Here is a 26,911-nt window from a genome sequence, read left to right on the forward strand (position 1 = left end):
GACCGCGCGACGCCAGACTCGCGTCTTGCGGTTGCCCCATTGTCGGGCGCCTCTGCTTTTCTGCGCTTTGTCAGGGGTTTGAACCGACGCGTTCAAGCGCAGCGATCCACCCGAGACGCCACGCGGCGCAGAATTTGAAAAAACGGTACCCAGATTTCAGAGGTGACGCTAGGGGCGCCGCGACACTTTTCTGAAACGCGCGTTCGGGCGGATGCGTGGCCGCCGAAGCCGGCGGGTGCTAGACCTGCGCGTGATGGCCGATGCCTCCCTGCTCACCACGGCGAACCTGCTGCTGCGCGGCGGATCCTGCGTGCTGCTGCTGATGCTGGCGGGGCTCCTGGCGCGCGACCATGGCCGTGTCATCGCCGGACGCCTGGGGGCGGCCTTCGCCCTCGGCGTAGCCGCCTTCGCCATCTGCACGGCGCGCGGGGTGGATGGCCGTCTCGGCGTGTGGGCGGCGCCGATCATGGCGCTGACGGCCGGCAACAACATGGTGTTCTGGCTGTTCGCCCGCAGCCTGTTCGACGATGGCTTCCGGCCGAGACCCTGGCACCTGGGGCTCTGGCTGACCCTCGCCGCCCTGGGCCTCGCCCAGGGCCAACTGCTGGCGCGTGGCGACGTCGCCTTCCGCCTGGCGGACGCGGCCATGGCGCTTTCGGGCCTGGCGTTCGCCACGCTGGCCGTGGTTCAGACCCTCGCCTCCTGGCGCGCCGACCTGGTCGAGCGACGCCGGCGGCTGCGGCTGTTCATCGTTGGCGCCTGCGCGGGCTATATCGTCTTCAACACCCTGGCCAACGGCCTCGGCGCCGCTGCGGCGGCGCCGCACCTGGTCGCGCTGCTGCAGGCCCTGAGCCTCGCCGCCATCGCCGGAGTGGTCGCCTGGTCTCTTCTCAGCGTCGGCGGCGGCGCGAGCCTTTTCCCGGAACCGGCCGGCGCGGCGGCGGAGCCCGCCTCCCCAGTGGCGGCCGCCGAGGCCCCGCTGACGCCCGAGGACCTGGCGCTGGTCGCCGACCTGCAGCGCGCCATGGCCGTGGAGCGACTGTATCGCCAGGAGAACCTGACCATCGGCCAGCTCGCCGCACGTCAGGGACTGCCGGAATATCGCCTGCGCCGGCTGATCAATCAGGGGCTGGGCCATCGCAACTTCAACAGCTTCCTGAACGGCTACCGGATCGCCGAGGCCAGGGCCGCCCTCGCCGACCGCGGACAGGACGCCGTGCCGATCCTGACCATTGCGCTCGACGCCGGCTTCGCCTCGCTCGGCCCGTTCAACCGCGCGTTCAAGGCCGAGACCGGCCTGACGCCCAGCGCGTGGCGCCGTCAGTCCGGCGGTCCTGCCGGGGACAGCGAGCAGCCATCGGACCCGGCGGCCGAAAGCTTCATTCCAGGATCGGCTGGCCGAATTTCGAACTCGGCGTGAGGGCGGCCGCCACGGTCGGCATGCAGGGGCGTCCAAGCGGCCCTGCCGCGCCAGCCCCGGAGCCCCCATGCCTTCCGCCCGTCCCGCCGCCCGCATCCCCCTGCGTCGCTGGCTTCCCGCCGCAGCCGGCCTGATCGCCGCCGCCCCCGGCCTGGCGGCCTGCGGCAGCCTGAACGACGCCCTCGGCGTCTCCTCCGGCTACGCCGCGCGTCAGCTGTGCGGGGCGGTGTTCGTCAGCGGCCAGGATCCCGACGCCTACTACCGCGACGCCCTGGCCCCCAGCGCCGGGCCGATCGGCCCGCTGATCGTCCGCAAGGTCGACCGCGCGGCCATGAGCGTGACCGTGACCACCGCCGGCGGCCATCGCCGCACCGCCGCCTTTCATCCGGGCCTTGGCTGCCGCCTGGAGACCCCCGGCGGACATCCGGAGCGCCGGCCCGCCCCCACCGTCGACCTGCCGCCGCCGGCCCCGCCGCTACTGGCGCCGATCGCCGGCCTGCAGATCGTCGAGCCGGCGGATCCGGCCCTCAAGGCGGCGCTGGACCACGCCTTCGCGGAGACCGCCAAGGGTCCGCACCGGGCCACCAAGGCGGTCGTGGTGCTGAAGGACGGCCGGGTGATCGCCGAGCGCTACGCCGCCGGCTATGGCGTCGACACGCCGATCCTGGGCTGGTCGATGACCAAGTCGGTGACCAACGCCCTGCTGGGGATCCTGGTGCGCCAGGGCCGGCTCGACATGAACCGGCCGGCGCCGGTCGCCGCCTGGGCCGATCCGAAGGATCCCCGCCACGCCATCACGCCGGACAACCTCGAGCGCATGGCCAGCGGCCTCGACATCGGCCAGTCGATGACCAACGGCCTGTCGGTGGCCTTCGACCCCACCACGCACATGGTGTTCGATACCTCGGACATGGCCGGCTTCGCCGAGAAGGCCCGGCTGAAGGACCCGCCCGGATCGCGGTGGGTCTACACCAACGGCGATACCCTGCTGCTGTCGCGCCTGATCCGAGACGAGGCCGGCGGCGACGCGGCTTCGACCCTGCGCTTCATCCACCGCGAGCTGTTCGATAAGCTGGGCATGACCCGGACCACCCTGGAATTCGACGCCGCCGGGACCTTCGTCGGCGCCAGCCACCTGTGGGCCAGCGCCCGCGACTGGGCGCGCTTCGGCCAACTCTATCTGGACGACGGGGTGGTCGGCGGGGAACGCATCCTGCCGGCGGGCTGGGTCGACTATTCGGCCCGCCCGACGCCGGGCAGCGAGGCGTTCGGCTATGGCGCGGGCTTCTGGACCAATCGTGGCGACGGCCAGGCGCAGCGGATGCGGGTGGCCGCCGGCCTGCCGGCGGACAGCTTCATGGCCCGCGGCAGCCAGGGCCAGTACGTGCTGATCATCCCCTCGCGACACGTCGTCATCGTGCGCATGGGCATGGCCTTCAACGACCGCGAGGACATCGCCGGCCTGGAGCGGCTGACCCGCGAGGTGCTGGCCGCGGCGGGCTGAACATCGCGCTTGCCCATCCTATCCAGGGGGATAGGATGGGCGCATGGATCAGCACGCCTCGCATCCCGCCATCGTCAAGCGCCTGAAGCGGGCCGAGGGGCACCTGCGCTCGGTCATCGCCATGATCGAGGGCGGGCGGCCGTGCCTGGACCTGGCGCAGCAGCTGCACGCGGTCGAGGCCGCCGTCGGCAACGCCAAGCGCGAGCTGATCCACGACCATATCGAGCACTGCCTGGAGGGTGGCGAGCACGCGCGCGACGACCTCAGGGAGATCAAGCAGCTCGCCAAGTATCTCTGACGACCGTCAGGAGGGAGGCCCATGTCCGACACCCAAGGCCCGCCGCAAGGCTCGTCGCGCGGCCCGCGCAACGCGCACAGCCACATGTGGCTGATGGGCGTCGCCGGCGTCCTGGCCGGCGCCGGAATGATGATCTTCCTCCCGCAGCTGAAGATCGCCTCGACCTCGATCCTGCTGTTCGCCGGCTTCCATGTGCTGGGGGCGATCGTGCTGATCGCCTCGGCCTGGTCCGCCGGCGTCCGCGGCTGGGTGCAGCGGCTGATCCGCCCGGCGGCGAAGGACGGGTATGACTTCGGCTGGGGACCGGGATGGATGAACGGCCTGGCCATCGCCGCCCTGGTCGCCGCCACCGCGGCGATCGTCATCGAGCTGCAGTGGCCGGCGCTGTGGCCGCTGGGCTTCATCGCCGTGGCGCTGGCGATCGTGCTGATGACCGGCAACCAGATCATGCAGGGCTTCCAGCGGCCCGATCACGTGGTGCTGCCGATGGTCGACCTGATCCGCGGCGAGGCCCCGCTGGTGCTCGACGCCGGCTGCGGCGCCGGGCGCACCACCATCGCCCTCAGCCGGGTGCTGGGCGCGGCCCGGGTGGTCGCCGTGGACCGCTTCGACGCGGGGTATATCGACGGAGGCGGGCGCGAGCTGCTGCGGCACAATCTGGAACGCGCCGGCCTTTCGGGGCGCGTGGACGTGCAGTCGGCCGACCTCACCGCCCTGCCGTTCGCCGAAGGACGCTTTGACGCCGCGGTCTCGACCCACGTCTACGACCATCTCGGGGCCGGCAAGCAGAAGGGTCTCGAGGAGGCGTTCCGCGTGCTGCGCCCCGGCGGGCGGTTCCTGATGGCGGTCTGGACGCCCGGGCTGACCATGTTCGCCGTCGCCAACGTGTTTTCGCTGCTGCTGACCAGCAAGGCCGGCTGGCGGCGCATGGCGCGGGCCGCCGGCTTCCAGGTGATCGACGAGGGCGCGTTCAACGGCGCCTGGTTCGTGCTGCTGGAAAAGCCCGCCGCCGTCAGCGGGGCCACCGCGGCATGACCGACCTGGCCCAGCTGCTGCGCGAGGGGTCGACGAACCTCTGGCTGTTCATCCCCAGCGCCCTGACTCTCGGCGCCCTGCACGGCCTCGAGCCTGGGCATTCCAAGACGGTGATGACCGCCTTCATCATCGCCATCCGCGGCACCGTGGCCCAGGCGGTGCTGCTGGGGCTGTCGGCGGCGGCGTCGCACACCCTGGTGGTCTGGGTGATCGCCCTGGGCGGCCTCTATGCCGGCCGCAACCTGAACCTGGAGACGTCCGAGCCCTGGTTCCAGCTCGCCTCCGCAGCCGTCATCGTGGCCATCTCCGCCTGGATGCTGTGGCGGACCTGGCGCGAAGGGCGCCCGGGGGCGCACGCGCACCACGACCACGACCACGACCACGATCATGACCACGCCCACACGCATGACCACCATCACGGGCACGACCATGCGCATGACCATGACCACGCGCACGGCCACGACCACGACCACGACCACGACGATCATCGCCATGCTCACGGCGCGCTCCCGGCGCACGCTCAGGCCGACCTCGCCGCGCTGGCGGGCGAGGATGCGGACGCCCACGAACGCGCCCACGCCGAGGACATCGCGCGCCGGTTCGCCGGCCGGCAGGTGACGACCGGCCAGGTGATCCTGTTCGGCCTGACCGGCGGCCTGATCCCCTGCCCGGCGTCGATCACCGTGCTGCTGCTGTGCCTGCAGCTGAAGCAGCTGGCCCTGGGCGCGCTGCTGGTGCTGTGCTTCTCGATCGGCCTGGCGGCGACCATGGTGACTGTGGGCGTGGTGGCGGCGGTGGGCATGCGGCATGCGGAACGCCGGTTCTCCGGCGCCTTCGCCGCCTTCGCCAGGCGCGCGCCCTATGCCTCGGCGACGCTGATCGGCGTCGTCGGGCTGGCGGTCGGGGCGCAGGCGATCCAGGCCCTGGCCAGCTGACAACCGCAGCGCCAAAATCCTCACGCGGCGCCACCTCGCCGTAACCCTATGGTCATTTCCCGTTTGGATAGTGCGCCCCGTGCCGTCCCGCCTTCGGGGGGTCGCGCTGCGAGAGGGCGTACCGAGTGCTGAGCGTCGCGTCAGGTCCGGTGGGGACTGGAGCATGAGCTCCGGCATGGCCAAGCCCGTGCGCCCCTGGACCGACGTCCTCGCCTACCGCCAGCGCGACCGCAGGATCATCCTGCCGCTGACCGTCCTCGCCGCCGGCGCGGCCTGGGCGTTCCTGGGCCCGGCCTTCGCCCTGGCGTGGCTGGCGGCGAACCTCGCGGTGGTCGGATGCGGCGTGGCGCTGTGCGACTGGATCGCGCGGCGTCCGGCCCCGGGCGACCGCCTGGAAAGCGCCCTCGCCCTCTACACCTTCATCCACACCGTCGCCTATTGCGCGCTGCCGATCGGCCTGGCCGACGACGGCACGAAGACGGCCGTGATCGCCGGCATGTCGGTGATCGGCGGCGTCGCCATGAGTAGCCTCGACGAGCTGGCGATCTCGCGCCGCATCGGCGGCGCCGCCCTGGGCGCGGCCCTGCTGTGCGGCCTGGTCGGCGCCCTGATCGCCGGCCAGCATCCCGCGCACGGCCCCGCGCCAGCCTGGCTGAAGACCGGCCTGGCGCTGAGCGGCGTGCTGGCCTTCTTCGGCTATGTCTACCAGGCGGCCGCCAAGCGCATCGGCGCGGACAACCGCATGGCCGAGGCCCTGGCGGTGGCGCGGCGCAAGGAACACGAGGCGGCCGAGGCCAATGCCGCCAAGACCACCTTCCTGGCCACCATGAGCCATGAGATCCGCACGCCCCTGAACGGCGTCCTGGGCATGGCGCAGGCGATGGCCGCGGGCGAATTGTCGGACGAGCAGCGCCAGCGCCTGTCGGTGATCCGCCAGGCCGGCCAGTCCCTGACCGCCGTGCTGAACGACGTGCTGGACCTGTCGAAGATCGAGGCCGGCCTGATGCAGATCGAGGCCACGCCGTTCGACCTGGGCGAGACCCTGCAGGCGGCGGTCTCCGCCTTCGCCCAGCTGGCCGAGCACAAGGGCCTGACGCTGAACCTGCAGATCGAGCCGGAGGCGCTGGGCCAGTATCGGGGCGATCCCACGCGCCTGCGCCAGGTGGCGCACAACCTGGTCTCCAACGCCGTGAAGTTCACCGCCGAGGGCGCGGTCGAGGTCACCGCCTGGACCGGCGCCGACGGCTGGCTGAGCGTGGCGGTCGCCGACAGCGGCCCTGGCATCGCCGACGATCAGCGCGACAAGCTGTTCGACAAGTTCGTGCAGCTGGACGCCTCCACCACGCGCCGCCACGGCGGCAGCGGGCTGGGCCTGGCGATCTGCCGCGAATTGCTGGCCCTGATGGGCGGGCGCATCGCTTTGGAGAGCGCGCCCGGCCGAGGGTCGACCTTCACCTTATCCCTGCCGCTGGAGCGCCTGGCCGCAACCGGGGCGGCGGCCGCCGTCGCAGAGACCGCTCCCCTTGCCGGCCCCCCGCTGCGCATCCTGGCGGCGGAGGACAACGAGGCGAACCGCCTGGTGCTCGCCGCCCTGCTGGGCCACGCCGGCGCCGACCTGACCATCGTCACCAACGGCGCCGAGGCCGTGGACGCCTGGGCCGCCGGCGACTGGGACGTGGTGCTGATGGACGTGCAGATGCCGGTGATGGACGGTGTCGCCGCCGTCCAGGAAATCCGGCGGCGCGAAGCGGCCGAGGCGCGCCGGCCGACGCCCGTGATCGCCCTCACGGCCAACGCCATGACGCATCAGGTGGCCGAGATGCGCGCCGCCGGCATGGACGACCACGTCGGCAAGCCGATCGACATCGTCCGGCTGTTCGCGGCCATCGAGGCCGCCGTGGCGCGCGCGCCGGCAGCCGAGGACGCCAGCCTCCGCGCCGGCTGAGATCGAGCCTGCCGGGAAACGACCGGCAAGGATGGTCCCGTGCAAGACGCAGGCTGCGCCTTGCCTACCCTCGCGGCGTGAACCCCACGACCCCGAGAGGAACAAGATCATGATCCGCAAGGCCAAGGCCGCGTGGCGCGGCACCGGTCGCGACGGCGACGGCGACCTGACCACCGATTCCGGCGTGCTCAGCGAGACGCCCTATTCGTTCAAGACCCGCTTCGAGAACGAGAAAGGCACCAATCCGGAGGAGCTGATCGCGGCGGCGCACGCGGGCTGCTTCACCATGGCCCTGGCCTTCGCCATGCAGCAGGCCGGCTACACCCCGACGGCGATCAACACCGAGGCGGCGGTCAGCCTCGATCCCGACGGCGGCGGCTTCAAGATCAGCAAGTCGGCCCTCACCCTCACGGCTGAAGTTCCGGGCCTCGACGAGGCGACATTCAAGGACCTCGCCGCTGGCGCGGAAAAGAACTGCCCTGTGTCCAAGGTGCTCAATGCGGAGATCACGCTCGACGCAAAGCTGCTCTGAACCCAGCCTCTCGTCGACCGCCGCGGGGGGCGCCAATATGACGTCACGGAAGGGAGGCCGGGCGGCCCCGCTGCGCCCGGTCTGGGGAGTTCTGCATGACGGCGACTGATTCTGCCGCTCCGCCGCCGCCGGCCGCACCGCCGCCGCCGCCACCCGCCGGCGCGCCCCGCCCCCGGCGCGGCGTCGACTGGTCGTCGCTCCCGGAGTGGACCTGGCGGGCCATCGTCTTCAGCGTCGCGCTGGCCATCCTGATCATCGTCACCACCCGCTGGAACCGCTGGCAGGGGGCCCCGGGCTGGCAGCAGACGGACGACGCCTATCTGCAGTCGGATCTGACACCGATCTCGGCGAAGGTCGGCGGCTACGTGCGCGCCGTGCCGATCCAGGACTTCGACCACGTGAAGGCCGGCCAGGTCATCGCCCAGGTGGTGGACGACGACTACCGCGCGGTGGTGGCGCAGGGCGAGGCGGCCGTCGCCTCGGCGCAGGCGCAGGAACTGACTCTCAAGGCGCAGCACGACCTGCAGGAGGCCAACCTCGCCGCCGCCCAGGCCGTGGTGGCCTCGACCTCGGCGCAGCTGGAGCAGAACACCCGCGACATCGCCCGTCAGAAGGAACTGCTGGCCACGGGCTCGTCGTCGCCCGAGGCCGGCGAGAAGCTGCGCACCGCCCGCGCCCAACTGAGCGCCCTCCTCGACCAGAATCGGGCGCAAGCCGCCGCCGCACAGCGCCAGCTCGGCGTGCTGGCCGCCCAGGGCGCCCAGGCCGCCGCCGCCGAAAAGCAGCAGTTGGCCGCCCTGCAGGTGGCGCGCATCAACCTCGGCTACACCCAGATCGTCGCCCCCACCGACGGGGTGCTCGGCCAGCGCCAGGTGCGCCCCGGCCAGTACGTCGGCGTCGGCGGCCAGATCACCACCCTGACGCCGCTGCCGCGGGTCTGGGTGATCGCCAACTACAAGGAAACCCAGCTGACACACATGGCGGTGGGCGAGCGGGCCGAGGTCACCGTCGACACCTTCCCGGGGCACACGCTGAAGGGCCACGTGATCGCCTTCGCCCCCGGCTCGGGGGCGCAGTTCGCCCTGCTGCCGCCGGACAACGCCACCGGCAACTTCACCAAGGTGGTGCAGCGCATCGCCGTGAAGATCGCCATCGACGACGCCGACGGCCTGGCCGACCGCCTGCGGCCCGGCATGTCCGTTGTGGCCCGCATCGACGCCCACGACGGCCGCCGATGAGCGGCGCAGTCCCTGCCGTCGCCGGCTCCCCGCCCGCCGCTCCGCCCCCGGCCGCCCCCGCCGGCCTGCCGCCGGCCGGCCCGATCCCGTGGTGGGGACTGGCGGCGGTGCTGCTGGGCACCTTCATCTCCACCCTCAATGGCCGCCTCTCCACCTTCGGCCTCGGCGACATCCGCGGCGCCGTGGGGGCTGGCTTCGACGAGGGCGCCTGGATCACCACGGCCCAGACCGTGGCGCAGATGCTGATTCTGCCGTTCGCCATCTGGATCGGCGGGGTGTTCGGCGCGCGGCGCGTGCTGATCGAGGCGGCGCTCGCCTACGCCTTCATCACCCTGCTGGAGGGCTTTTCCAGCAACCTCGGCATGCTGCTGGTCCTGCAGTTCGCCGGCGGCATCGCGTCCGGCTTCTTCATCCCCCTGACGCTCAGCTTCATCCTGCGCGCCACCCCGCCCAGGCTCTGGGCCTACGGCATCGCCCTCTACGCCCTGAACCTCGAGCTTTCGCTGAACATCTCCGCCTCCCTCGAAGGCTGGTACGTCGACCATCTCTCGTGGCGGTGGATCTTCTGGCAGAACGTGCCGCTGGCGCTGGGCATGACCGCCTGCTTCAAGTGGGGCACCAGGCCGGACCCAAAGCCGGCGGTCATTCCGAAGTCAGACCGCTTCGGCCTGGCCACCAGTGGCGTCGGCATGGCGCTGATCTACGCCGCCCTCGACCAGGGCAACCGCCTGGACTGGCTGAACTCAGGACTGATCTGCGGCCTGCTGATCGCCGGCGTGATCCTGGTGGCGGTGTTCCTGCTGCACGAACGCACCACGGCGATGCCGTTCATCAACCTCAAGGTCGCCTTCGGCCGCCCGCTGCCGCGGCTGCTGCTGCTGGTGGCTTTCCTGCGCCTGACCATCCTGTCCACCGCCTTCCTCATCCCGCAGTACCTCGGGCAGGTGCGCGGCTTTCGCGCGCTGGAGGTCGGCCAGACCCTGATCTGGATCGCCGCGCCGCAGCTGATCGTCTGCCCGCTGGCCGCGTTGTCATTGCGCCGCTCGGATCCGAGGCTGGTGTCCTCGGTGGGCTTCATCCTGATCGCCATCGCCTGCCTGATCGTGGCGCACGGCCTGACCCCCGTGTGGTCGTCGGACCAGTTCCTGGTCTCGCAGCTGCTGCAGGCGGTGGGCCAGAGCTTCGCCCTGTCCGGGATCATCTTCTTCGGCATCCTGCACCTGAAGCCGCAGGACGCCCTGACCTTCGGCGCGGCGATCCAGACAGCCCGCCTGATGGGCGGCCAGATCGGCACGGCCTTCATCGCCACCCTGGTGCGGGTGCGCAGCCAGACGGCCTCCAACCACATCGGCCAGCACGTGACGATCGGCGATCCGGCGGTGCTGCAGCGCCTGGGCGCCTATGCCGCCGCCACCGGGCGTTCGGTGGACCCGGTCACCGCCGCCGGGCGCGGCGCGACCGTTCTGGGCCAGGTGGTGCGCAGCGCCGCGGCCACCCAGGGCGTGATCGACGGCTTCGTGGTGATCGGCGGCCTGACCGCCCTGGCGCTGGCGCTGGTGGTGGCGCACAAGCCCGCGCCGATCGGGCCCGCCTCGCACCTGCCGCTGTTCTCCGGCCTGTTCCCGCCACGGCCTGCGCCCGAGCCGCCGGCGGCCCCGTCCGGGACCGCCGCGCCATGACCCGCAAGCCCCTTCTCGCCATCCTCGCGGCCTTCGCAACGCTCGCCCTGGGCGCCTGCGCCGTCGGCCCCGACTACCGTGCTCCGGCGACGCTCCCGGGCGCGGCCGGGCCGCTGGTCTCGGTCAGGCCGGCGGCCGAGGCGACCGCCGCCCCGCCGGACGACTGGTGGCGGCTGTACAACGATCCAAGGCTGGACGGCTATGTGTCCGAGGCGTTCGCCGCCAACCGCGACCTCGCCGCCGCCGAGGCCAACCTCTCGGCGGCTCGGGCCCTGCTGGAGGCGGCCCGCGCCGGCCAGTACCCCAACACCACCGCCGTGGCCGGCGCCCTCTATGGCCGCGACGCCGCCACCGACGAGATCCTGGAGCTGGGCGGCCACAAGCCGGTGACCATCTGGAAGCTGGATACGCTCATGGACGTGTCCTACGAGGTCGACCTGTTCGGCCGCGTGCGGCGCTCCATCGAGGCGGCCCGCGACGACGCCGAGGCTGTGGCCGCCGCCCGCGACGGCCTGCGCACCACGGTCGCCGCCGAGACCACCCGCGCCTATGCCCAGGTCTGCACCCTGGGCGAACAGCTGGCCGTCGCCCGCCACGCCCTGGAGGTGGTCAGCCGCGAGTCGGAGATCACCACCAACCGCCGCAAGGCGGGCGCCGGTTCGGAGTTCGAGGAGGTGCGCGCCCAGGCCCTGCTGGCCCAGGTCCGCGCCTCGATCCCGCCCCTGGAGGGCGCCCGCCGTTCAGCCCTGTTCCAGCTCGCCGCCCTGCTCGGCCGCACGCCGGTCAACGCCCCGGCCGAAGCGGAGGCCTGCGTCGCACCCCCGCGCCTGCTGAGCCTGATCCCGGTGGGGGACGGCGCCGGCCTGCTGAAGCGCCGGCCGGACGTGCGCCAGGCCGACCGGCGGGTGGCCGCCGCCACCGCGCGGATCGGCGTCGCCACCGCCGACCTCTATCCCCGCGTGTCGCTGACCGGCCTCTACGGCGGCGTCGGCTCGCACCTGTCGGACCTCACCGCCGAGAAGGGCCTGACCTGGGGCGTGGGTCCCTCGGTGAGCTGGACCTTCCCCAACCAGAGCCTGCCCCGGGCGCGCATCCGCGCCGCCAAGGCGGGTGAGCAGGCGGCCCTGGCCGGGTTCGATTCCACCGTGCTGCAGGCGCTGAAGGAGACCGAGCAGGCGCTGACCGCCTACGGCGCAGAGCTGGACCGCCGCGAGGCGCTCGGCCTGGCCGACGAGAAGACCCGCCGGGCCTACGAGCTGGCGCACGGCCAGTACCTGGCGGGCGCCACGACGCAGCTGGACCTGCTGACCGCCGAGCAGGCGCTGGTGAACGCCGACCAGGCGGTGGCCGCCTCGGACGCCGCCATCACCCAGGACCAGATCGCGGTGTTCAAGGCGCTGGGCGGCGGATGGGCGACGGCTGCGCGCTGACGCGCCTGGAGGGGATCGCTGCGCCTCAAGGGCGGTCCGCGGAGACTTTCCGCGGCGCCGGACGTTGTTGCGCCATGGAGGCGCCGCCCCGGCGCGTGACGGCCGCCTGCGCGCCTCCGGAACTGTAACAATTCTATCTGCGCGCGCATTCCGGAGCACCTTGCTGCAACGCTTCGAACACACCTTGGCCACTTTGGCTTGCGACCTGTCGGGCAGCGCCCGGCCGGTCCGCCGGGCGTCGCTCTGGGACGGATGCGACATGATCAACCGACGGCCACTCGGTTGGCGACCGCCCCCGCGGCGCCGGCCCGAAGATGCCCGGATCGTCCCCGCCGGAAAGTCCTGGCGCGGACCGTTCGCGGCGGGCCGGCCGGTCCAGGACGGCGACGGATGTGATCGCCGTGCGCGTTTTTTCGTCCGCCGGGGCGGTCAAACCGCCAGCGACGCGCTATCTACGCCGCCAGGCCGCAAACGCCTTGGTCGCAACGACTCAGGATTGTAGCCGTGCCCCGTCCGCCCGCCCTCTGGAACTACACAGGCGCCCATTCATGACCACCTTCGACGGCAGGCTGCCCGAGTCGCCGGCTCTTCCCGCGCGGTCGCCGCTTTCGACCTGGCTGTTGGCGGCGCTCCTGTCCCTGCCCCTGACCGTCGCCCTGATCAGCCGCCTGTTCACCGGCTATTGGTGGTGGAACGACTTCGACGCCATCGCCTGCGCCGGCGCCCAGGCGCAGCACGGCCTGCCGATCTATGGCGTCAGCGGCGCCTGCGCCGGCCTTCGTCCGGCCGCCTTCGTCTATGCGCCCATGGTGGCGCGCGCAGCGGGTCTGCTCACCGCCCTGTTCGGCCTCACCGCCCTGAAGGCCGTATACGTCAGCCTCTACGTCGCCGCCTGCGCCTGGCTGGGCCTGGCGCTCTTCCGCACGCGCGCATTCGCCGCCAGCGCCCGCGACCGGCTCGCGGGCCTGGGCCTGATCACCGGCGGGGTGATCTCCTGCGGCAACATCGCCATCCTGTGCCACGGGCTGGTGCTGGCCAGCCTGCTGGCATTCCCGCGCCGGCGACTGCCGTTCATCGCCGCCGTGGCCCTGGCGGCGGCCGTCAAGCCGGTGTTCGCCACCTATCTGATCGTGCTGCTGCTGGACCGGGCGCCGCTGGCCACGCGCGCCGTCCGATCCGTGCTGGGCGCTGCGGCGGCCGGGGCGGTGATCGCCGCGGGCTTCCTTACGGCGGGCGCCGACAACGCCGCCTGGCAGGCCGCCCTTGACAAGGTGGTGCTTACCGGCCGGCCCGGCGTCGGCTTCCTGGGTTGGATCGCCCCGCTCGCCCTGCCCACGCCGATGGCGATCGCCGGCTTCGCCCTGTTCGCCGCCATGATCACCCTGGCCGCTCACAGGCTGTCGCGACGGCTGCGCCTGTCGGGGACCGAAACCATGCTGCTGGGCGTCGGCGCCGCGCAGCTGCTCAACCCGCGCCTGATGGGCTACGACCTGGAGATGCTGGCGCCCGCCATGGCGATCCTGATCACGGCCAACGCCAGCCTGGGCGTCGGCGGGCGGATCACGACGCGGCAGGCGCTGTGGACGGTCGCCATCGCCTCCGCTGTGCTCGGCTGCCTGTCGCAGGTGACGATTGCGGCCGCCCTGGCGCCGCCCGCGATCGCCCTGGCCCTGGTGATCGCCGGCCTGGTCGCCTGGCGCGCCGCCGAAGCGCCGCTGGACGCGGCCCCCGCCGAGGCGGCGATCGCGGCCGAGGCCATCGGCCATGTGCAACGCCTGCGCCGCCCCGCCGGGCGCCCCGCCCTGTCGCTGGTGATCTGCACCCTGGACGAGCACGAGTGCATCGGCAGGGTGATCGACGAAGTGGGCGCGGCCCTGGCGCCCGTCGCCCACGAGATCATCGTTGTCGACGATTCAGCCGACGAGCGCACGGCCGAGGCGGTGCTGGCGGTGATCGCCCGCACGCCCAACGTGCGCCTGATCCGCCGCTCCGGCGTGCGCGGTCTGGCCTCCGCGGCGATCGCCGGTTGGGACGCCGCCCGCGGCGAGGTGCTGGGCGTGATGGATGGCGACGGCCAGCACGATCCGAGAAAGCTGCGCGAGATCTACGACCGGCTAGTGGAGACCGGCGCAGACGTGGCGCTGTGCAGCCGCTACGCCGACGACAGCGGCACCGGCCTGACCGGCTTTCGCGACGCCATCAGCCGGATCGCCACCCACGTCACCCGCTTCGCCCTGGGCGTCAGGGTCACCGATCCGATGAGCGGCCAGTTCGTCTTCCAGCGGGACTGGTACGAGGCCGTGCGTCCGCGCCTGTCCGGCGTCGGCTTCAAGATCCTGCTGGACCTGATCGCCTCCGGCCGCCGCGCCCCGCGCACCGTGGAGGCCCGTGGGGCGCTGCGTCCGCGCATCGCCGGGGAGTCCAAGCTGGACTTCCGGGTGATGGCCGATCTCGTCGCCCTGATCGTCGCCAAGCGCAGCAACGGCCTGCTCTCCGCCCGCTTCACCCTGTTCGCCGCGGTCGGCGCCGTGGGGGTGGGGGTGCACCTGGCGGCGCTGGGCCTGGCCAAGGCGTTCGGCGCGCCGTTCTGGCTGGCCCAGGCGCTGGCCATCCTGACGGCCATGACCTCGAACTTCTTCCTCAACAACGCCCTGACCTTCCGCGATGCGCGGCTGACCGGGCCGGCGATGCTCAAGGGACTGGGCCTGTTCTACGCCTCCTGCCTGGCGGGCGCGCTGATCAGCGAGGGGCTGGCAGTGGCGATCAAGACCTTCGCGGACGCCTGGTTCCTGGCCGCGCTGGCCGGCGCCGTGGCCGGGGCCGTGGTCAACTACGCGCTCAGCCGCGCGTTCACCTGGCGCATCGACGCGCCGGCCGCGGCCGAGCCGGACGCCGAGGGCCCGCTTGAGACCCTGGTGCGGGAGATCCACCTGCCGAGCGCCCCCGCGCCGCTGGCGCTGGCCGTCGGCCAGGACTGACGCCGGCGCCTGGCGAAGGACAGCAGAAAGGCCGCCGGGCTGTCGCCACGGCGGCCTCTTTGTATTTTGCGCGAGCTCAGTCCCCGCGATGTCAGGCGGCGCGGGCGGCCAGCCGGCGGGCGTCGCTCAGCAAAGTCTCCATCGCCGCAGCGGGCTGAGCCTGGTCCTCGTCGATGTGGCCGTCGGCCATGATCTCGGCCAGACGCTGACGGGCGCGGGACACCCGGCTCTTGATGGTGCCCTCGGCGCAGCCGCAGATGGCGGAGACTTCCTCGTAGGGCATGCCCGCCACCGCCACCAGGATCAGCGCCTCGCGCTGGTCGGGAGGCAGCATGGACAACGCCCGGCGAACCTCGTCCAGCTCCAGGGCCCCCGTGGGGTTGGTCACCGCCACCAGGGTGCGCTCGGCGGTTTCCGGATCCAGCGAAGACTGGCGCCAGGAGCGGCGCTTGTCGGAATAGAACTGGTTGCGGATGATGGTGAAGGTCCAGCTCTTCAGGCTGGTCCCCGGCTCATAGCTCGCGCGGCTCTTCCACGCCTTGGCCAGGCCTTCCTGCACAAGGTCGTCCGCCTCCACGGCGTTGCCGCACAGCGTCCGGGCGAAAGCCCGCATGTGCGGGATCACCGGGATCAGCTCGGCGCGGAAGGCTTCGTCGGCGAGGGTCTGGTCGTCCATCTCTGTCTCATCCTCAGCGGGCTTCGAAGTCGCCCTTCGAGGGGTTCAATGCACGGCGCGCGAAAAGGGTTGCGGCCCACGGTCAAGATTCTTCGTGGCGGTTCCCTGGTGCGGCCCAGGGTCGCAGGGTCAGGGGATTCACCATGTCTCAACGGCGCCAGCGCCATCAAAGGCCGACGTTACGCCCTTCCTGACCGGGCGAGGCGGCTGGGGAGCGACATTGAACACCATCAAATCCAGGGTGGCGCTGGCGTGCGGCGCCGTCTTCGTCATCTGCGCCCTGATCGCTGGCGTGGGCGCGGCTGCCGTGAGCCAGCTCAGCGGTCAGATCGGCGACGGACAACGCTCGGCCCAATTGGTGCAAAGGCACATGGAGGCCGACCAGGCGCATGATGCGATCAACGGCGATGTGAAGTCCGCGCTGCTGGCCGCCGATCCGACGGTGGGCGGCGACCTGGACAAGATCCGCGCAGACCTCGACGACCATGCGGCGCAGATCCAGAACAGCGTGCAGCGCTCCAGGTCGATGGCCCGCGACCCGGCGATCGTGGCGACGCTGGCCGCCCTTGACGCGCCGATCCAGGCCTATGTCGCCAGCGCCAAGTCGCTGGTCGGCAAGGTCGCCAGCGACCGGGCCGGCGCGGCGGCGGACCTGCCGGCGTTCAACGCCAAGTTCAAGTTCCTGGAAAAGGCCATGGACGAGGCCAGCCAGAAGATCGAGGCCGCCGACGACGCCAGCGCCCGCCGCGGCGAGGCCCTCGGCCGCATCGCCATGCTGGTGATGTTCGCGGCCCTGGCCGTCGCCGTCGCCGCCGCTGGCGCGCTGGTGGTGCTGAGCCGGCGGGTGCTGGTGCGCCCGCTCGAGGAACTGGCCAGGTCCATGGCCCGGCTGGCGGCGGGCGACACCGCGGCGCAGATCGCCGGCGCCGGGCGACCCGACGAGATCGGCGCGATGGCCAAGGCCACGGAATCCTTCCGCCAGGCCGCCCTGGCCAAGGCGCAGGTGGAGGCCGACGCCAGGGCCCAGGAACAGCGGGCCGACGCGGACCGGCGCGCGGCCGAGGCCCAGGTGCTGGTGAACGAGCGCAGCCTGGTCGCCGGCTCGCTGGGCAAGGCTCTGACCGCCCTGGCGGCGGGGGATCTGACCTACCGCATGGCCGACGAGATTCCCGCCGAGTACCGGCAGCTGCGCGACGACTTCAACAGCGCCATCGCCGAGCTGGAAAACACCCTGACGGTGATCCTGGGCAACGCCGGCGGCATCTCCGCCGGCGCCGACGAGATCGCCCAGGCCTCCGACGACCTGTCGCGGCGCACCGAGCAGCAGGCCGCCTCCCTGGAGGAAACCGCCGCCGCCCTCGACCAGATCACCGCCACGGTGAAGCAGACCGCGCACAACAGCCGACAGGCCAACGAGGCGGTCAACGCCGCCAAGGCCGACGCCGTGCGTTCCGGCGAGGTGGTGTCCGGCGCGGTCGCGGCCATGGGCGCCATCGAGCAGAGCTCGGGCAAGATCACGCAGATCATCGGGGTGATCGACGAGATCGCCTTCCAGACCAATCTGCTGGCGCTGAACGCGGGGGTGGAAGCCGCCCGTGCAGGGGAGGCCGGCCGCGGCTTCGCCGTGGTCGCCTCCGAGGTCCGCGCCCTGGCGCAGCGGTCCGCCGAGGCGGCCAAGGAGATCAAGGCCCTGATCTCGGCCTCCTCCGCCCAGGTCGGACAAGGGGTGGAACTGGTGGGCGAGACCGGCAAGGCCCTGCAGTCCATCGTCTCGCGGGTGGCCGAGCTCGACGCCCTGGTCACCCAGATCGCCTCCTCCGCGGCCGAACAGGCCACTGGCCTCAGCGAGGTGAACAGCGCGGTGAACCAGATGGACCAGGTGGTGCAGCAGAACGCCGCCATGGTCGAGCAGGCCACCGCCGCCACCCACTCGCTGAAGGGCGACACAGGCGAGCTGACCCAGCTGATCGCCCGCTTCCGGGTGTCGGGCGGCGCCGTGAAGACGACAACAGCCGCGTCTCCACGCAAGGTCGCGACGCCAGCGCCGAAGATGCGGGCGGCCGGCGGCGGCGGCTCGGTGGTCGACGGATGGGAGGAATTCTAGCGTCGCATGACCGTCAGCTATCAGCCGACCGGGCAGTCGCCATCGCCGGCGGCGCAGACGCGGACCCGGTCGCCGACGTTCAGCTGCCAGTCGGTGCGCCGATCGTAGAAGGCGCAGCCCACGTCCCGGCCGGCCAGGTCGCGGGACAGGCGGGCGACGCTGAAGGCCAGCAGGCGCCCGGAGCCGTCGACCAGCTCGATCCTGACACCGGAGAGGCCACCCGGCGTGACGGCTGAGATGCGGCACACGGACCCGTGCACCCGCACGCCCTGGTCGAGGCCGGCCACCGATGGCTGCTCGAACTTCCAGCCGGAGGTATTCATGGCCGCCGCGGCGTTCGCCACCAGGGCCAGGCCCACGACCAGCAGCCCGCGGCGCCAGGGAAGATCGATCATCGTGCTATCCCGAACTGAGACCCGTCCCAGCCAGCGCCGCAATCGTCGGGCCAAAGCGTCGCCGGGTCAAGATGCTCTTGCGGATCGTTCTCAGGGGTGTCCGCCGAAAGTCATCCTGTCACTCGACCTGGGTAGTTTTCCCCACGCGGTGGCCGGAAATTAATTCGTCAATGAAACAACGCCTGCGGACAAAGACCTGAGCCTGACGATGCGGCGCAACACTCGATCGATCATCGCCGCCCTGGCCGGCGCCGGCGCCCTTGCGCTGGCCGCGTCGGCGCATGCCGAGGGCCTGAAGGGCGTGGCCCTATCGATGGCCTACAAGCTGGACGTGATGGGCGTGGCCGATGGCGGCCTGCAGCGGGACACCGCCGTTCTCGACAACCTCAGCGTCAATGCCGACGTCGATCTGGACGCCGCGGCGCACTGGCGGGGCGCCAGCCTGCACGTCAGCTTCCTGGCCAACCACGGCGGCCATCCCGGCGACCTCGCCGGCTCGCTGCAGGGCGTCGACAACATCGAGGTGGTCCACGCCCGGGCCAAGGTCTACGAGGCCTGGATCGACCAGTCGCTGGCCGACGGCCTGGTGGACGTGCGCGCCGGCCTCTACGACACCAACAGCGAGTTCAACGTCACCGACTCGGCCGGGATCTTCCTGGGTCCGACCTACGGCATCTCGTCCGAGATCGCCGCCACCGGCCCCAACGGCCCGTCGATCTTCCCCTCCCCCGCCCTGGCCTTGCGCATCAACGTGCAGCCGCGCAGCGACGTCTATGTCCGCTTCGCCGTGGTCAACGCCCTGGCCGGCACGCTGGGCGACCCCGGCGGGGTGAACACCGACTTCTCGCAGGGGGTGATCCTGTGGGGCGAGACGGGCTGGAAGACCGGCGGCGGCAAGATCGCCGTCGGCGCCTGGGGCTACTCCAAGGGCCAGCCGGACCTGCGCGACACGCTGCCCTCGGGCGATCCCAAGCCGGCGGCGACGCACGGCGCCTATGTGATGATCGACCAGCCGGTGCTGAAGGGGGACAAGGGCCCTCAGGCCTCGGCCTTCCTGCGGTTCGGCGTATCCGACGGCGACACCACGCCCTATCGCGCCGCCGGCGCCGTCGGCGTCACGGCCAGCCACGTGATCGCCTCGCGCCCGGACAGCGTGCTGGCGCTGGGTGTCAGCTGGGGGACCCTGTCGGCCAAGTACCGCGCCAACAGCGCCGACGCCGGCGAACCGCTGGACGTCGCCGAGACGGTGCTGGAGCTGACCTATGCAGACAAGCTGGGCGCGCACCTGACCCTGCAGCCGGACCTGCAGTACATCCATCGCCCGTCCGGCGACCCGGCAATCAAGGACGCCGTGGTGCTCGGCCTGCGCGCGACGGTGAACTTCTAGGCGCTGTGCCGCTGCACGAAGTCGGTCTTCGCGGCGGTGTACGTCGCACCTGATGGGCGGCGCGGACCACGGGGTCGGTCCGCAGGCTCACCGTGAGACGGGCAGCACCGGCGTGTCGCCCCACTGATCGGGATCGTGACCGAACACCATCACCGTGTCCGGCCCCTGCAAGGCCAGCAGCGCGTCGAGAGAGGCGTTCATCGCCGCCTTGTCGGCGAACGAGGGGAAGCTGCGCGTGCGCACCACGTCGCAGAAATAGCAGGCGTCGCCGACCAGCAGGTGCTCGCCCGCCTCGCTGCGCACCCGCAGGGACTGGTGGCCGGGCGTATGGCCGTAGCTGGGCACGAGGGTCAGGGCGCCGTCGCCGAACAGGTCGTGCTCGCCGTCGATCAGGGTCACCGGGTGGCCGAGGTCGAAATAGGCGCGGGGCAGGCCGTAGCGCGCGGCCAGCTGCTCGTCGAAGCCGGCTTCCCACTCGCGCCGCTGCACCACCACCGTGGCGTTGGGGAAGCGGTGCAGGCCGCCGGCGTGGTCGAAGTGCAGGTGCGAGAGCACGATGTGCGTCACCGCCGCAGGGTCGAAGTCCAGCGCCTGCATGCGGGCCGCCGGCGTCTCGTCCGGGCCCATCACCACGTGCATGTCCTGCGACGCCAGCCGGCCGCGGTAGACGTCGTCCGCCGCCAGCATGCCTTCGTGCAGGCCGCAGTCGAACAGGGTCAGGCCCTTCGGGTGGTCGATGACGTAGAACGGCATCGGCGCCTTCACCCGCGGCGCCGCCACACCCATCGCCGCGCCGGCGCTGTCGAGATGGCCGCACACGCAGCCGAAAAGCTTCAGGCTCATCAGGGGTCTCCCAAGGCTCGCGACCATGGGCGGCGGGGGCCGCGCCTGTCCAGCACCATCGGCGCGGAACGCCCCGCATCCGGCGCACGCCGGCGCCGCGAAAACAGCACACCGGCGGCGATATATTTCCCCCGGGGCCGTCTAGCCTCTCGACTTAGCCCGTTCGCTGTGCATTTCACGCCTTTCGAGCGTCGCTGGAGGCGCGAGGGTCTTCAGGCTGCGGCCGAACGGGCTAGGTTTCCGGCGATCTGGTTTTGGGTGAACAGTCCATTCGGGGGCGTGGATGAGTTCGTTTGTTGATGAGGAGCCGGCGCTCGGCCGCGAGTCCGCGGGCGAATCCCTGCGCGGCGCCCGCAAGTGGGCGGCGCATCTCGGGCTTGAGCCGGTTCCCGCCTGGATCCGCTATCCGGCTCTGCTGATGCTGGCCCTGGTGCTGGCCAAGGTCGACTGGGCCAAGGCGGCCCACATCCTGCACATCCAGCCCTTCGCCCTCGACTATCTGCCCCTGTGGACCGCGGGCCGCATGGCCCTGACCCATCCCGGCCACCTGTACAACTTCCGCGCCATCACCGAGGCGCAGCGCTGGCTGATCGGCGGCCTGAACCGCGAACGGCCGTGGATCTACCCGCCGAGCGCCCTGCTGATGTTCTCGCCGCTTAGCCTGGCGTCCTTCTGGAGCAGCACTGTGATCTGGGTGCTGGCGACGGTCGCGGCGCTGGCGGGCGCGGCGCAGAAGTTCATCCCCCGGGAACGGCTGCTCGGGATGGTGCTGATCGCCGCCCTGCCGGCCACCTCCCTCACCGTCCTGGCGGCCCAGACCACCTTCCTGACCGTGTGCGCCACGGCCCTGGGCGTGCTGCTGATCGAACGGCGACCGATCCTGGCCGGCGTGCTGCTGGGCCTGGCGGCCTGCCTGAAGCCCACGGCCCTGGTGTTCCTGCCCCTGGCCTACCTTGCTGCCCGGTCCTGGCGACCGTTCGTGGCCACGGCGGCCACCGGCATCGCCGTCGCGACGGTGACCACCCTTTGGCTGGGGCCGATGGTCTGGCTCGACTGGGTGAAGGCCCTGCCGCACTTCGAGCGCATCGTGCTCTACGATCCCGCCTTCATCCCCAGCATGATCTCGCCGGCCAGCGCCGGGGTGCATCTGCACGCATCGGAGGACGCCATGCTGCTGCTGCGCGCGGCCAGCACGTTCGCGGGCGCGGGGCTGGTGTGGTGGGTGTGGCGGCGACGCAGCGACCCGGCCTTCCGCCTGATCGCGCTGATGGCCGCCGGGCTGCTCGCCTCGCCCTACGCCATGCGGTACGACGCGGCCCTGTTCGTGGTGCCCGCCGTAGCCCTGATCTGCCGGGCGACGTCCTGGGGCGGCGTGCTGACCGCCACCGGCGCCTACCTGCTGCTCGCCTGGTCGATCCAGCCCTATGCGGGCCCTTATGCCATGTTCGGCTTCTTCGCCCTGACCACCCTGATGGCGGTGTTCGGCCCCGACCGGGCGCGGGCGCACCTGGCGCTGGCGCCGCGCGCCGCGCCCAACTGGAGCCCATTGGTCGCCGAGGGCGAGGGCGAGCGCGCCGCGGCCTGACGGCGGCCGCCCGGCCCCAATCCGCTTGCATCGCAGCGCCGGGCGCCCGACTGAACGCGCCCGCACGTCGACGCCGGACCCACTGCCATGAGCCGATACTGGAGCGCCCTCACACACGATCTGTCGCCCTATGTCCCGGGCGAGCAGCCGCGCATTCCCGACCTGGTCAAGCTGAACACCAACGAGAGCCCGTTCGGCCCCTCGCCGGCGGTGCTGGCCGCGATCGAGGCGGAGTCCGGCGACGCCCTCAGGCTCTATCCGGACCCGCAGGCCACGGCGCTGCGCGAGACGCTGGCCGACTACCACGGCGTGCAGCCGGCGCAGGTGTTCGTCGGCAACGGCTCCGACGAGGTGCTGGCGCACGCCTTCGCCGCCCTGCTGAAGCAGCCCGCGCCACTGCTGGCGCCGGACGTGACCTACAGCTTCTATCCCGTATGGGCGCGCCTGTTCGGCGTCGAGTTGCGCACCGTCCCGCTGGATGACGCCATGCGGGTCCGGGTCGCCGACTACCGGGCGCCGGCCGGGGCGATCATCCTGGCCAACCCCAATGCGCCCACCGGCATCGCCCTTGGCCGCGCCGAGATCGCCGCCCTGCTGCAGGCGCATCCCGACATTCCGGTGGTGATCGACGAGGCCTATGTGGACTTCGGCGCCGAGACGGCCACGCCGCTGATCGCCCAGCACCCGAACCTGCTGGTGGTGCAGACGATGTCCAAGTCCCGGGCGCTGGCGGGCCTGCGCGTCGGCTACGCCCTGGGCCATGCCGACCTGATCGAAGCCCTCACCCGGGTCAAGGACAGCTTCAACTCCTACCCCCTGGGCCGTCCGGCGCAGGCCGGCGCGATCGCCTCCCTGCACGACGAGGCGCACTTCCAGTGGGCGCGCGGCGCGGTGATCGCCGAGCGCGAACGGATGTCGGCCGGGCTGGCGGCCCTGGGTTTCGAGGTGCTGCCCTCCGCCGCCAATTTCGTGTTCGCCCGCCACCCCGGGCGCCGGGGCGCCGACCTGGCCGCCGCGCTGCGCCAGCGGGCGGTGCTGGTGCGCCACTTCAACGCCCCTCGGATCGCCGACCACCTTCGGATCAGCGTCGGAACGCCGGCCCAGGTCGACCGGCTGTTGTCAGCCCTCGGCGACATCCTGGCCGGATAGGGCCGCGACCAGCGCCGCCACGGACGCCTTGTCGGTCACCCGTTCGGCCGGATCGACGAAGCCCAGCGCCCGCTCGCGGGGCGCGAGGCCACCCTCGCCGACCGCGCGGCTGCACGAGCCGTGGATTTCACGCACGCCCGTGCGGCGGACGATCTGCGCCGCGTTGCGCGCCGACACGCCGCAACCGGCGAGCACGCCGATCCGCCCCGCCGCCTGGGCGACGAAGCCGGCGATCCGGTCGGCGCCCTCCAGGGCGGTCAGCGCGCCGCCCGAGGTGAGGATTCGCTCGAACCCGAGTTCCACGGCCGTCTCCAGCGCGGCGGCAAAGTCGGGGACCACGTCGAAGGCCCGGTGCAGCGTCAGGCCCAGACCGGCGGCGTGCGCGCAGAGCCGCGCCAGGAGCGGCTCGTCCAGGGCCCCGGCCGCATCGCTGGCGCCGAACACCACCCCGGCCAGTCCCGCCACCCGCGCCGCGTCGATGTCGGCCAGCATGGCGTCGACCTCGGCGGCCGAATAGCGGAAGTCGCCGGCGCGGGGCCGGATCATGGCGTAGACCGGGATCGGGACCTGCGCGGCCAGACGCATCAGCCCCGGCGACGGCGTCAGCCCTGACGCCGCCAGCGCCGAGCACAGCTCGATGCGGTCCGCGCCGCCGGCCACCGCGGCCAGCAGCCCCTCGGGACTGTCGACGCACACCTCCAGCAGGATGCGCCGGCCGCTCATGCCTGAAGCTCGCGCGACTGAAATTTGCTCATCCGCCTTCCTTCCCACGATCCGGCCGCGCTCCGCTTGACGGGGAACGGCCGCCTGGACCCTGCTGGCCGCCCGACCCTGCCCCGGAGCCTCGCCCATGACCGATCGCCGCCTGTTCCTCAAGGCTTCCGTGCTGGCGCCGGCGGCGCTGGCCGCCGCACGGGCGGGGGCGACCGAGCCGCGCGGCCCGGTCCTGACCCGGCCGTGCGTGGTGTCGACCTGGGACTTCGGCGTCGCGGCGAACCAGGCCGCCTGGGCGGTCCTGTCGAAGGGTGGACGGGCGCTGGACGCGGTGGAGGCCGGCGCCCGCGTGCCCGAGGCGGATCTGAAGAACCACAGCGTCGGGCGCGCCGGCTATCCGGACCGCGACGGCCACGTCAGCCTCGACGCCTGCATCATGGATGAGCACGGCGGCTGCGGCGCGGTGGCCGCCATCGAGCACATCGCCCATCCGATCAGCGTGGCGCGGCGGGTGATGGAGAAGACGCCGCACGTGCTGCTGGTCGGCGAGGGGGCGACCCAGTTCGCCGTCGAGCAAGGCTTCCCACGCGAGGAGTTGCTGACCCCCGAGTCGCGCGCCGCCTGGCAGGACTGGCTGAAGACCAACCGCTATCAGCCCGTGGCCAACAGCGAGGTAGGCACATACGGCAAGACCGGGCCCGCGCCTCTGGGCGTCCCTGGCGGCCCGGGCAACCACGACACCATCGGCATGCTGGCGCTGGATGCGGCAGGCAACCTCTCGGGCGCCTGCACCACCAGCGGCATGGCCTGGAAGATGCGCGGGCGGGTGGGCGACAGCCCGATCATCGGCGCCGGCCTCTATGTCGACAACGCGGTGGGCGCCGCCACCTCCACCGGGGTCGGCGAGGAGGTGATCCGCAACGTCGGCTCGTTCCTGGTGGTCGAGCTGATGCGCCAGGGTCGCACGCCGCAGGACGCCTGCCGCGAGGCGGTGGAACGGATTCTGCAGCGCAAGCCGGAGGCCAGGGACCTGCAGGTGGGTTTCCTGGCGCTGAGCAAGACCGGCGAGGCCGGGGCCTGGTCGATCCAGAAGGGCTTCACCTACGCCCTGTGCGACGGCGTCCGGCAGGATCGCCTCCTGCCGGGGCTCAGCACCTACTGAGGCCGCTGGCCTGCCGGCTCAGGGCGCCGTTCACCGGCAGACGGTGACCCACTTGTAGGAATCGTAGCCATCGCCGTCCTGGCGCACCACTTCGCGCCACTGGCACCGGCGTCCGTTGTCGTCGCGCCACGACGCGCCCGTGCGACCGGTGAACTGTCCGTCCACAGCCGGCGGCGGGGCGTAGTCCGGGCCCTGATAGGCGCTGTCGGCGCCGTAGGCGCCGGCGCTGGGCGGCCCCTGGTCGTCGTCGCCGTATCCGCGGGCGTCGTCGCTGTAGCTGCGGCTGTCGTCGGCGCCGTTGCCGTAGGCTTCTTCGCCGGTGTTGGGCCGGAAGTTGTAGTCTCTCCAGGCCGCCGCCCCGTCATCCTGGGGGTTGTCCTGGTGGTACGACTGGGCCGCCGCTGCGAGCGGCAGGCTGCAGGCGGCGAGGGCGCCGAGCCCGATCACGATCTTCAACATCACAGAATCTCCATTGCTGGACCTGCGACGCATAACGCGCGGCCCGGCCGGTCGATGCACGACCGGGCCGCGGGCCGTCCGACTACTTGGCGGCCGGCGCCGACGGCGCCGAGATCGGCGGCGGCTTGATGTTGACGTCCATGGTCTTGCTCTGACCGAAGTTGCCTCCGGTGAACACCACCACGCCGATCACGGCCACCACCACGGCGAGCGCGCCGACCATCAGTCCCATGCCGGCGCCACCGCCACCACCATTGTCAGCCATCGGAAAGCCTCCTGTTCCAGGACAGCAAATTGCGTGTCGGTGCAGTAATGCGCCGCCCCAAGGCAAAGTTTCTTCCCGCAGGCGCGCCTGCGGGCGCGAAGCGTGCGTCAAGCCGGTTGACGCCGTCGCGGCAACCTCGTTTGGGTAGGGGCGAGCCTCGCCTCTTCGAGAGCGGGGCCGCGCTTCAGAGGAAGCGCCCATTTCGGAGGACGTTTGATGGCAGCCAAGAAATTTCCCGTCGAGGCGGGGCATATTCTGATGTTCGCCCGCTCGGTCGGGGACGACAACCAGGTCTATTATGACGAGGACTACGCCAAGGGCACCGAGGCGGGCGGCATCATCGCCCCGCCGACCTTCGCCCAGTCGAGCGCCCAGTTCGACCCCAACTATTTCCTGCGCCCGAAGATCGGCCAGCCGTGGTTCGGCTCGGGCAAGAATCCCACCGGCGTCGTGCGCGAAGCCGGCGGCGGGGGTGGCGGCGGCGGTGGCGGCGGCCTGCATGCCGAGCAGCACTTCGAGTACCACCGGCACCTGAAGCCCGGCGACGTGCTGACCGCCGAGAGCAAGCCCGGCAAGACCTGGGAGAAGGAAGGCAAGCGCTCCGGCAAGCTGGTGTTCTCCGAGAGCGTCACCGAATACCGCGACCAGAACGGCGAGCTGGTGATCACCGCCCGCTCGGTGGGCGTGCGCACCGAGCGCCCTGTCGACCAGAAGACGGAGGCCTGAGCGATGGCTTTGAGCGCCAGCAAACTGAAGGTGGGCGACACCCACACCGCGCGCCTGGTCGAGGACCTGAAGCGCACCCAGATCGTGCAGTACGCCGGAGCCTCCGGCGACTACAACCCGCTGCACACGGACGAGATCTTTACCACCAAGGTGGCCGGCTATCCGTCGGTGTTCGCCCACGGCATGCTGACCATGGGCATGACCGGCAAGATGCTGACCGACTACGTCGGCGACGCGCGCCTGACCAAGTACGGCGTGCGCTTCACCAGCCAGGTCTGGCCGGGCGACACCCTGGACTCCACCGCCACGGTGAAGGCGATCACCGAGAAGGACGGCGTCAAGCTGGTGGAGCTGGACGTCGAGACCAAGAACCAGAACGGCGTCGTCGTGGTGAGCGGCTATGCCGAGGCGCGGCTCGACCCGTAAGGCTTCGCGTTCGAGACCACGGGGTC

Annotated in this window: 24 protein-coding genes; 18 read left to right on the plus strand and 6 right to left on the minus strand. The window is 71.7% G+C overall.

The window, feature by feature from the left end; genetic code table 11:
* Positions 1–253 precede the first annotated feature (253 nt).
* The 11 genes from ACO2Q3_RS14765 (at position 254) to ACO2Q3_RS14815 (ending at position 14,994) form a co-directional block, all read left to right on the plus strand.
* Positions 254–1,420 carry a helix-turn-helix domain-containing protein gene (locus tag ACO2Q3_RS14765; protein WP_423307756.1) on the plus strand — a complete coding sequence of 389 codons (1,167 nt, stop codon included), beginning with the start codon at positions 254–256 and terminating at the stop codon, positions 1,418–1,420.
* Positions 1,421–1,487: 67 nt separating this feature from the next.
* Positions 1,488–2,924 carry a serine hydrolase domain-containing protein gene (locus ACO2Q3_RS14770; protein ID WP_423307758.1) on the plus strand — a complete coding sequence of 479 codons (1,437 nt, stop codon included), beginning with the start codon at positions 1,488–1,490 and terminating at the stop codon, positions 2,922–2,924.
* A 43-nt stretch (positions 2,925–2,967) separates the two neighbouring features.
* The gene (locus ACO2Q3_RS14775) at positions 2,968–3,222 is read left to right on the plus strand and encodes a metal-sensing transcriptional repressor (protein WP_423307760.1); all 255 of its coding nucleotides are present in this window, start codon (positions 2,968–2,970) and stop codon (positions 3,220–3,222) included.
* A 21-nt stretch (positions 3,223–3,243) separates the two neighbouring features.
* Complete coding sequence (locus tag ACO2Q3_RS14780; protein ID WP_423307761.1) at positions 3,244–4,257, plus strand: class I SAM-dependent methyltransferase; 1,014 nt, start codon at positions 3,244–3,246, stop codon at positions 4,255–4,257.
* Positions 4,254–5,192 (plus strand): nickel/cobalt efflux transporter, encoded by a 939-nt coding sequence (locus ACO2Q3_RS14785; RefSeq protein ID WP_423307763.1) that lies wholly within the window; start codon positions 4,254–4,256, stop codon positions 5,190–5,192. Before ACO2Q3_RS14780 ends, ACO2Q3_RS14785 begins: the two co-directional genes overlap by 4 nt.
* Positions 5,193–5,367: 175 nt before the next feature.
* Positions 5,368–7,137 (plus strand): ATP-binding protein, encoded by a 1,770-nt coding sequence (locus ACO2Q3_RS14790; RefSeq protein ID WP_423307765.1) that lies wholly within the window; start codon positions 5,368–5,370, stop codon positions 7,135–7,137.
* A gap of 109 nt (positions 7,138–7,246) precedes the next feature.
* Complete coding sequence (locus tag ACO2Q3_RS14795; protein WP_423307767.1) at positions 7,247–7,669, plus strand: OsmC family protein; 423 nt, start codon at positions 7,247–7,249, stop codon at positions 7,667–7,669.
* Between the two features lie 95 nt (positions 7,670–7,764).
* Complete coding sequence (locus ACO2Q3_RS14800; protein ID WP_423307769.1) at positions 7,765–8,907, plus strand: HlyD family secretion protein; 1,143 nt, start codon at positions 7,765–7,767, stop codon at positions 8,905–8,907.
* The gene (locus ACO2Q3_RS14805) at positions 8,904–10,586 is read left to right on the plus strand and encodes an MFS transporter (RefSeq protein ID WP_423307771.1); all 1,683 of its coding nucleotides are present in this window, start codon (positions 8,904–8,906) and stop codon (positions 10,584–10,586) included. Before ACO2Q3_RS14800 ends, ACO2Q3_RS14805 begins: the two co-directional genes overlap by 4 nt.
* Positions 10,583–12,016 (plus strand): efflux transporter outer membrane subunit, encoded by a 1,434-nt coding sequence (locus ACO2Q3_RS14810; protein ID WP_423307772.1) that lies wholly within the window; start codon positions 10,583–10,585, stop codon positions 12,014–12,016. The genes ACO2Q3_RS14805 and ACO2Q3_RS14810 overlap by 4 nt, the downstream gene beginning before the upstream one ends.
* Before the next feature lie 548 nt (positions 12,017–12,564).
* Positions 12,565–14,994 (plus strand): glycosyltransferase, encoded by a 2,430-nt coding sequence (locus tag ACO2Q3_RS14815; RefSeq protein ID WP_423307774.1) that lies wholly within the window; start codon positions 12,565–12,567, stop codon positions 14,992–14,994.
* 91 nt (positions 14,995–15,085) lie between these two features.
* Here ACO2Q3_RS14815 and ACO2Q3_RS14820 read toward each other — a convergent pair whose 3' ends face one another.
* Positions 15,086–15,670: a sigma-70 family RNA polymerase sigma factor gene (locus ACO2Q3_RS14820; protein WP_423307776.1), complete on the minus strand. Its 585-nt coding sequence runs from the start codon at positions 15,668–15,670 to the stop codon at positions 15,086–15,088.
* 220 nt (positions 15,671–15,890) lie between these two features.
* Here ACO2Q3_RS14820 and ACO2Q3_RS14825 point away from each other — a divergent pair, with 220 nt between their 5' ends.
* The gene (locus tag ACO2Q3_RS14825; protein WP_423307777.1) at positions 15,891–17,774 is read left to right on the plus strand and encodes a methyl-accepting chemotaxis protein; all 1,884 of its coding nucleotides are present in this window, start codon (positions 15,891–15,893) and stop codon (positions 17,772–17,774) included.
* A 20-nt stretch (positions 17,775–17,794) separates the two neighbouring features.
* On the opposite strand, the gene ACO2Q3_RS14830 is transcribed toward ACO2Q3_RS14825, so the two are convergent.
* The gene (locus ACO2Q3_RS14830; protein WP_423307778.1) at positions 17,795–18,169 is read right to left on the minus strand and encodes a hypothetical protein; all 375 of its coding nucleotides are present in this window, start codon (positions 18,167–18,169) and stop codon (positions 17,795–17,797) included.
* Between the two features lie 208 nt (positions 18,170–18,377).
* Here ACO2Q3_RS14830 and ACO2Q3_RS14835 point away from each other — a divergent pair, with 208 nt between their 5' ends.
* On the plus strand, positions 18,378–19,556 hold the full coding sequence (locus ACO2Q3_RS14835) for a carbohydrate porin (RefSeq protein WP_423307780.1): 1,179 nt from the start codon (positions 18,378–18,380) through the stop codon (positions 19,554–19,556).
* A gap of 87 nt (positions 19,557–19,643) precedes the next feature.
* On the opposite strand, the gene ACO2Q3_RS14840 is transcribed toward ACO2Q3_RS14835, so the two are convergent.
* Positions 19,644–20,399, minus strand: coding sequence for an N-acyl homoserine lactonase family protein (locus tag ACO2Q3_RS14840; RefSeq protein WP_423307781.1), 756 nt, complete (start codon positions 20,397–20,399; stop codon positions 19,644–19,646).
* 283 nt (positions 20,400–20,682) lie between these two features.
* Between ACO2Q3_RS14840 and ACO2Q3_RS14845 the strand changes: the two genes are divergently transcribed.
* Both ACO2Q3_RS14845 and hisC read left to right on the plus strand, forming a co-directional pair.
* The gene (locus ACO2Q3_RS14845; protein WP_423307783.1) at positions 20,683–21,984 is read left to right on the plus strand and encodes a glycosyltransferase family 87 protein; all 1,302 of its coding nucleotides are present in this window, start codon (positions 20,683–20,685) and stop codon (positions 21,982–21,984) included.
* Between the two features lie 87 nt (positions 21,985–22,071).
* Entirely contained in the window at positions 22,072–23,133 is a 1,062-nt protein-coding gene (gene hisC / locus ACO2Q3_RS14850; RefSeq protein ID WP_423307785.1) for a histidinol-phosphate transaminase, read from the plus strand.
* On the opposite strand, the gene ACO2Q3_RS14855 is transcribed toward hisC, so the two are convergent.
* Positions 23,104–23,856 (minus strand): copper homeostasis protein CutC, encoded by a 753-nt coding sequence (locus ACO2Q3_RS14855; RefSeq protein ID WP_423307787.1) that lies wholly within the window; start codon positions 23,854–23,856, stop codon positions 23,104–23,106. The two genes, hisC and ACO2Q3_RS14855, sit on opposite strands and share 30 nt — an antisense overlap.
* A gap of 127 nt (positions 23,857–23,983) precedes the next feature.
* On the opposite strand from ACO2Q3_RS14855, the gene ACO2Q3_RS14860 reads away from it, so the two are divergent.
* Positions 23,984–25,009 (plus strand): N(4)-(beta-N-acetylglucosaminyl)-L-asparaginase, encoded by a 1,026-nt coding sequence (locus ACO2Q3_RS14860; RefSeq protein ID WP_423307789.1) that lies wholly within the window; start codon positions 23,984–23,986, stop codon positions 25,007–25,009.
* 30 nt (positions 25,010–25,039) lie between these two features.
* Here ACO2Q3_RS14860 and ACO2Q3_RS14865 read toward each other — a convergent pair whose 3' ends face one another.
* Complete coding sequence (locus tag ACO2Q3_RS14865; protein WP_423307791.1) at positions 25,040–25,468, minus strand: hypothetical protein; 429 nt, start codon at positions 25,466–25,468, stop codon at positions 25,040–25,042.
* A gap of 82 nt (positions 25,469–25,550) precedes the next feature.
* The gene (locus ACO2Q3_RS14870; protein WP_423307793.1) at positions 25,551–25,733 is read right to left on the minus strand and encodes a hypothetical protein; all 183 of its coding nucleotides are present in this window, start codon (positions 25,731–25,733) and stop codon (positions 25,551–25,553) included.
* A gap of 216 nt (positions 25,734–25,949) precedes the next feature.
* On the opposite strand from ACO2Q3_RS14870, the gene ACO2Q3_RS14875 reads away from it, so the two are divergent.
* Entirely contained in the window at positions 25,950–26,459 is a 510-nt protein-coding gene (locus ACO2Q3_RS14875) for an FAS1-like dehydratase domain-containing protein (protein WP_423307795.1), read from the plus strand.
* A gap of 3 nt (positions 26,460–26,462) precedes the next feature.
* Positions 26,463–26,885, plus strand: a complete 423-nt coding sequence (locus ACO2Q3_RS14880; protein ID WP_423307797.1) for a MaoC/PaaZ C-terminal domain-containing protein — start codon at positions 26,463–26,465, stop codon at positions 26,883–26,885.
* Positions 26,886–26,911: the final 26 nt, after the last annotated feature.

Origin of the sequence: Caulobacter sp. KR2-114 (assembly GCF_049446115.1) — a bacterium.
Classification (GTDB): domain Bacteria; phylum Pseudomonadota; class Alphaproteobacteria; order Caulobacterales; family Caulobacteraceae; genus Acaudatibacter.

Coding starts and splice junctions, on each gene's coding strand:
- ACO2Q3_RS14765 (WP_423307756.1), top strand. CDS start 254: ATGGCCGATGCCTCCCTGCTCACCACGGCGAACCTGCTGCTGCGCGGC.
- ACO2Q3_RS14770 (WP_423307758.1), top strand. CDS start 1,488: ATGCCTTCCGCCCGTCCCGCCGCCCGCATCCCCCTGCGTCGCTGGCTT.
- ACO2Q3_RS14775 (WP_423307760.1), top strand. CDS start 2,968: ATGGATCAGCACGCCTCGCATCCCGCCATCGTCAAGCGCCTGAAGCGG.
- ACO2Q3_RS14780 (WP_423307761.1), top strand. CDS start 3,244: ATGTCCGACACCCAAGGCCCGCCGCAAGGCTCGTCGCGCGGCCCGCGC.
- ACO2Q3_RS14785 (WP_423307763.1), top strand. CDS start 4,254: ATGACCGACCTGGCCCAGCTGCTGCGCGAGGGGTCGACGAACCTCTGG.
- ACO2Q3_RS14790 (WP_423307765.1), top strand. CDS start 5,368: ATGGCCAAGCCCGTGCGCCCCTGGACCGACGTCCTCGCCTACCGCCAG.
- ACO2Q3_RS14795 (WP_423307767.1), top strand. CDS start 7,247: ATGATCCGCAAGGCCAAGGCCGCGTGGCGCGGCACCGGTCGCGACGGC.
- ACO2Q3_RS14800 (WP_423307769.1), top strand. CDS start 7,765: ATGACGGCGACTGATTCTGCCGCTCCGCCGCCGCCGGCCGCACCGCCG.
- ACO2Q3_RS14805 (WP_423307771.1), top strand. CDS start 8,904: ATGAGCGGCGCAGTCCCTGCCGTCGCCGGCTCCCCGCCCGCCGCTCCG.
- ACO2Q3_RS14810 (WP_423307772.1), top strand. CDS start 10,583: ATGACCCGCAAGCCCCTTCTCGCCATCCTCGCGGCCTTCGCAACGCTC.
- ACO2Q3_RS14815 (WP_423307774.1), top strand. CDS start 12,565: ATGACCACCTTCGACGGCAGGCTGCCCGAGTCGCCGGCTCTTCCCGCG.
- ACO2Q3_RS14820 (WP_423307776.1), bottom strand. CDS start 15,670: ATGGACGACCAGACCCTCGCCGACGAAGCCTTCCGCGCCGAGCTGATC.
- ACO2Q3_RS14830 (WP_423307778.1), bottom strand. CDS start 18,169: ATGATCGATCTTCCCTGGCGCCGCGGGCTGCTGGTCGTGGGCCTGGCC.
- ACO2Q3_RS14835 (WP_423307780.1), top strand. CDS start 18,378: ATGCGGCGCAACACTCGATCGATCATCGCCGCCCTGGCCGGCGCCGGC.
- ACO2Q3_RS14840 (WP_423307781.1), bottom strand. CDS start 20,399: ATGAGCCTGAAGCTTTTCGGCTGCGTGTGCGGCCATCTCGACAGCGCC.
- ACO2Q3_RS14845 (WP_423307783.1), top strand. CDS start 20,683: ATGAGTTCGTTTGTTGATGAGGAGCCGGCGCTCGGCCGCGAGTCCGCG.
- hisC (WP_423307785.1), top strand. CDS start 22,072: ATGAGCCGATACTGGAGCGCCCTCACACACGATCTGTCGCCCTATGTC.
- ACO2Q3_RS14855 (WP_423307787.1), bottom strand. CDS start 23,856: ATGAGCGGCCGGCGCATCCTGCTGGAGGTGTGCGTCGACAGTCCCGAG.
- ACO2Q3_RS14860 (WP_423307789.1), top strand. CDS start 23,984: ATGACCGATCGCCGCCTGTTCCTCAAGGCTTCCGTGCTGGCGCCGGCG.
- ACO2Q3_RS14865 (WP_423307791.1), bottom strand. CDS start 25,468: ATGTTGAAGATCGTGATCGGGCTCGGCGCCCTCGCCGCCTGCAGCCTG.
- ACO2Q3_RS14870 (WP_423307793.1), bottom strand. CDS start 25,733: ATGGCTGACAATGGTGGTGGCGGTGGCGCCGGCATGGGACTGATGGTC.
- ACO2Q3_RS14875 (WP_423307795.1), top strand. CDS start 25,950: ATGGCAGCCAAGAAATTTCCCGTCGAGGCGGGGCATATTCTGATGTTC.
- ACO2Q3_RS14880 (WP_423307797.1), top strand. CDS start 26,463: ATGGCTTTGAGCGCCAGCAAACTGAAGGTGGGCGACACCCACACCGCG.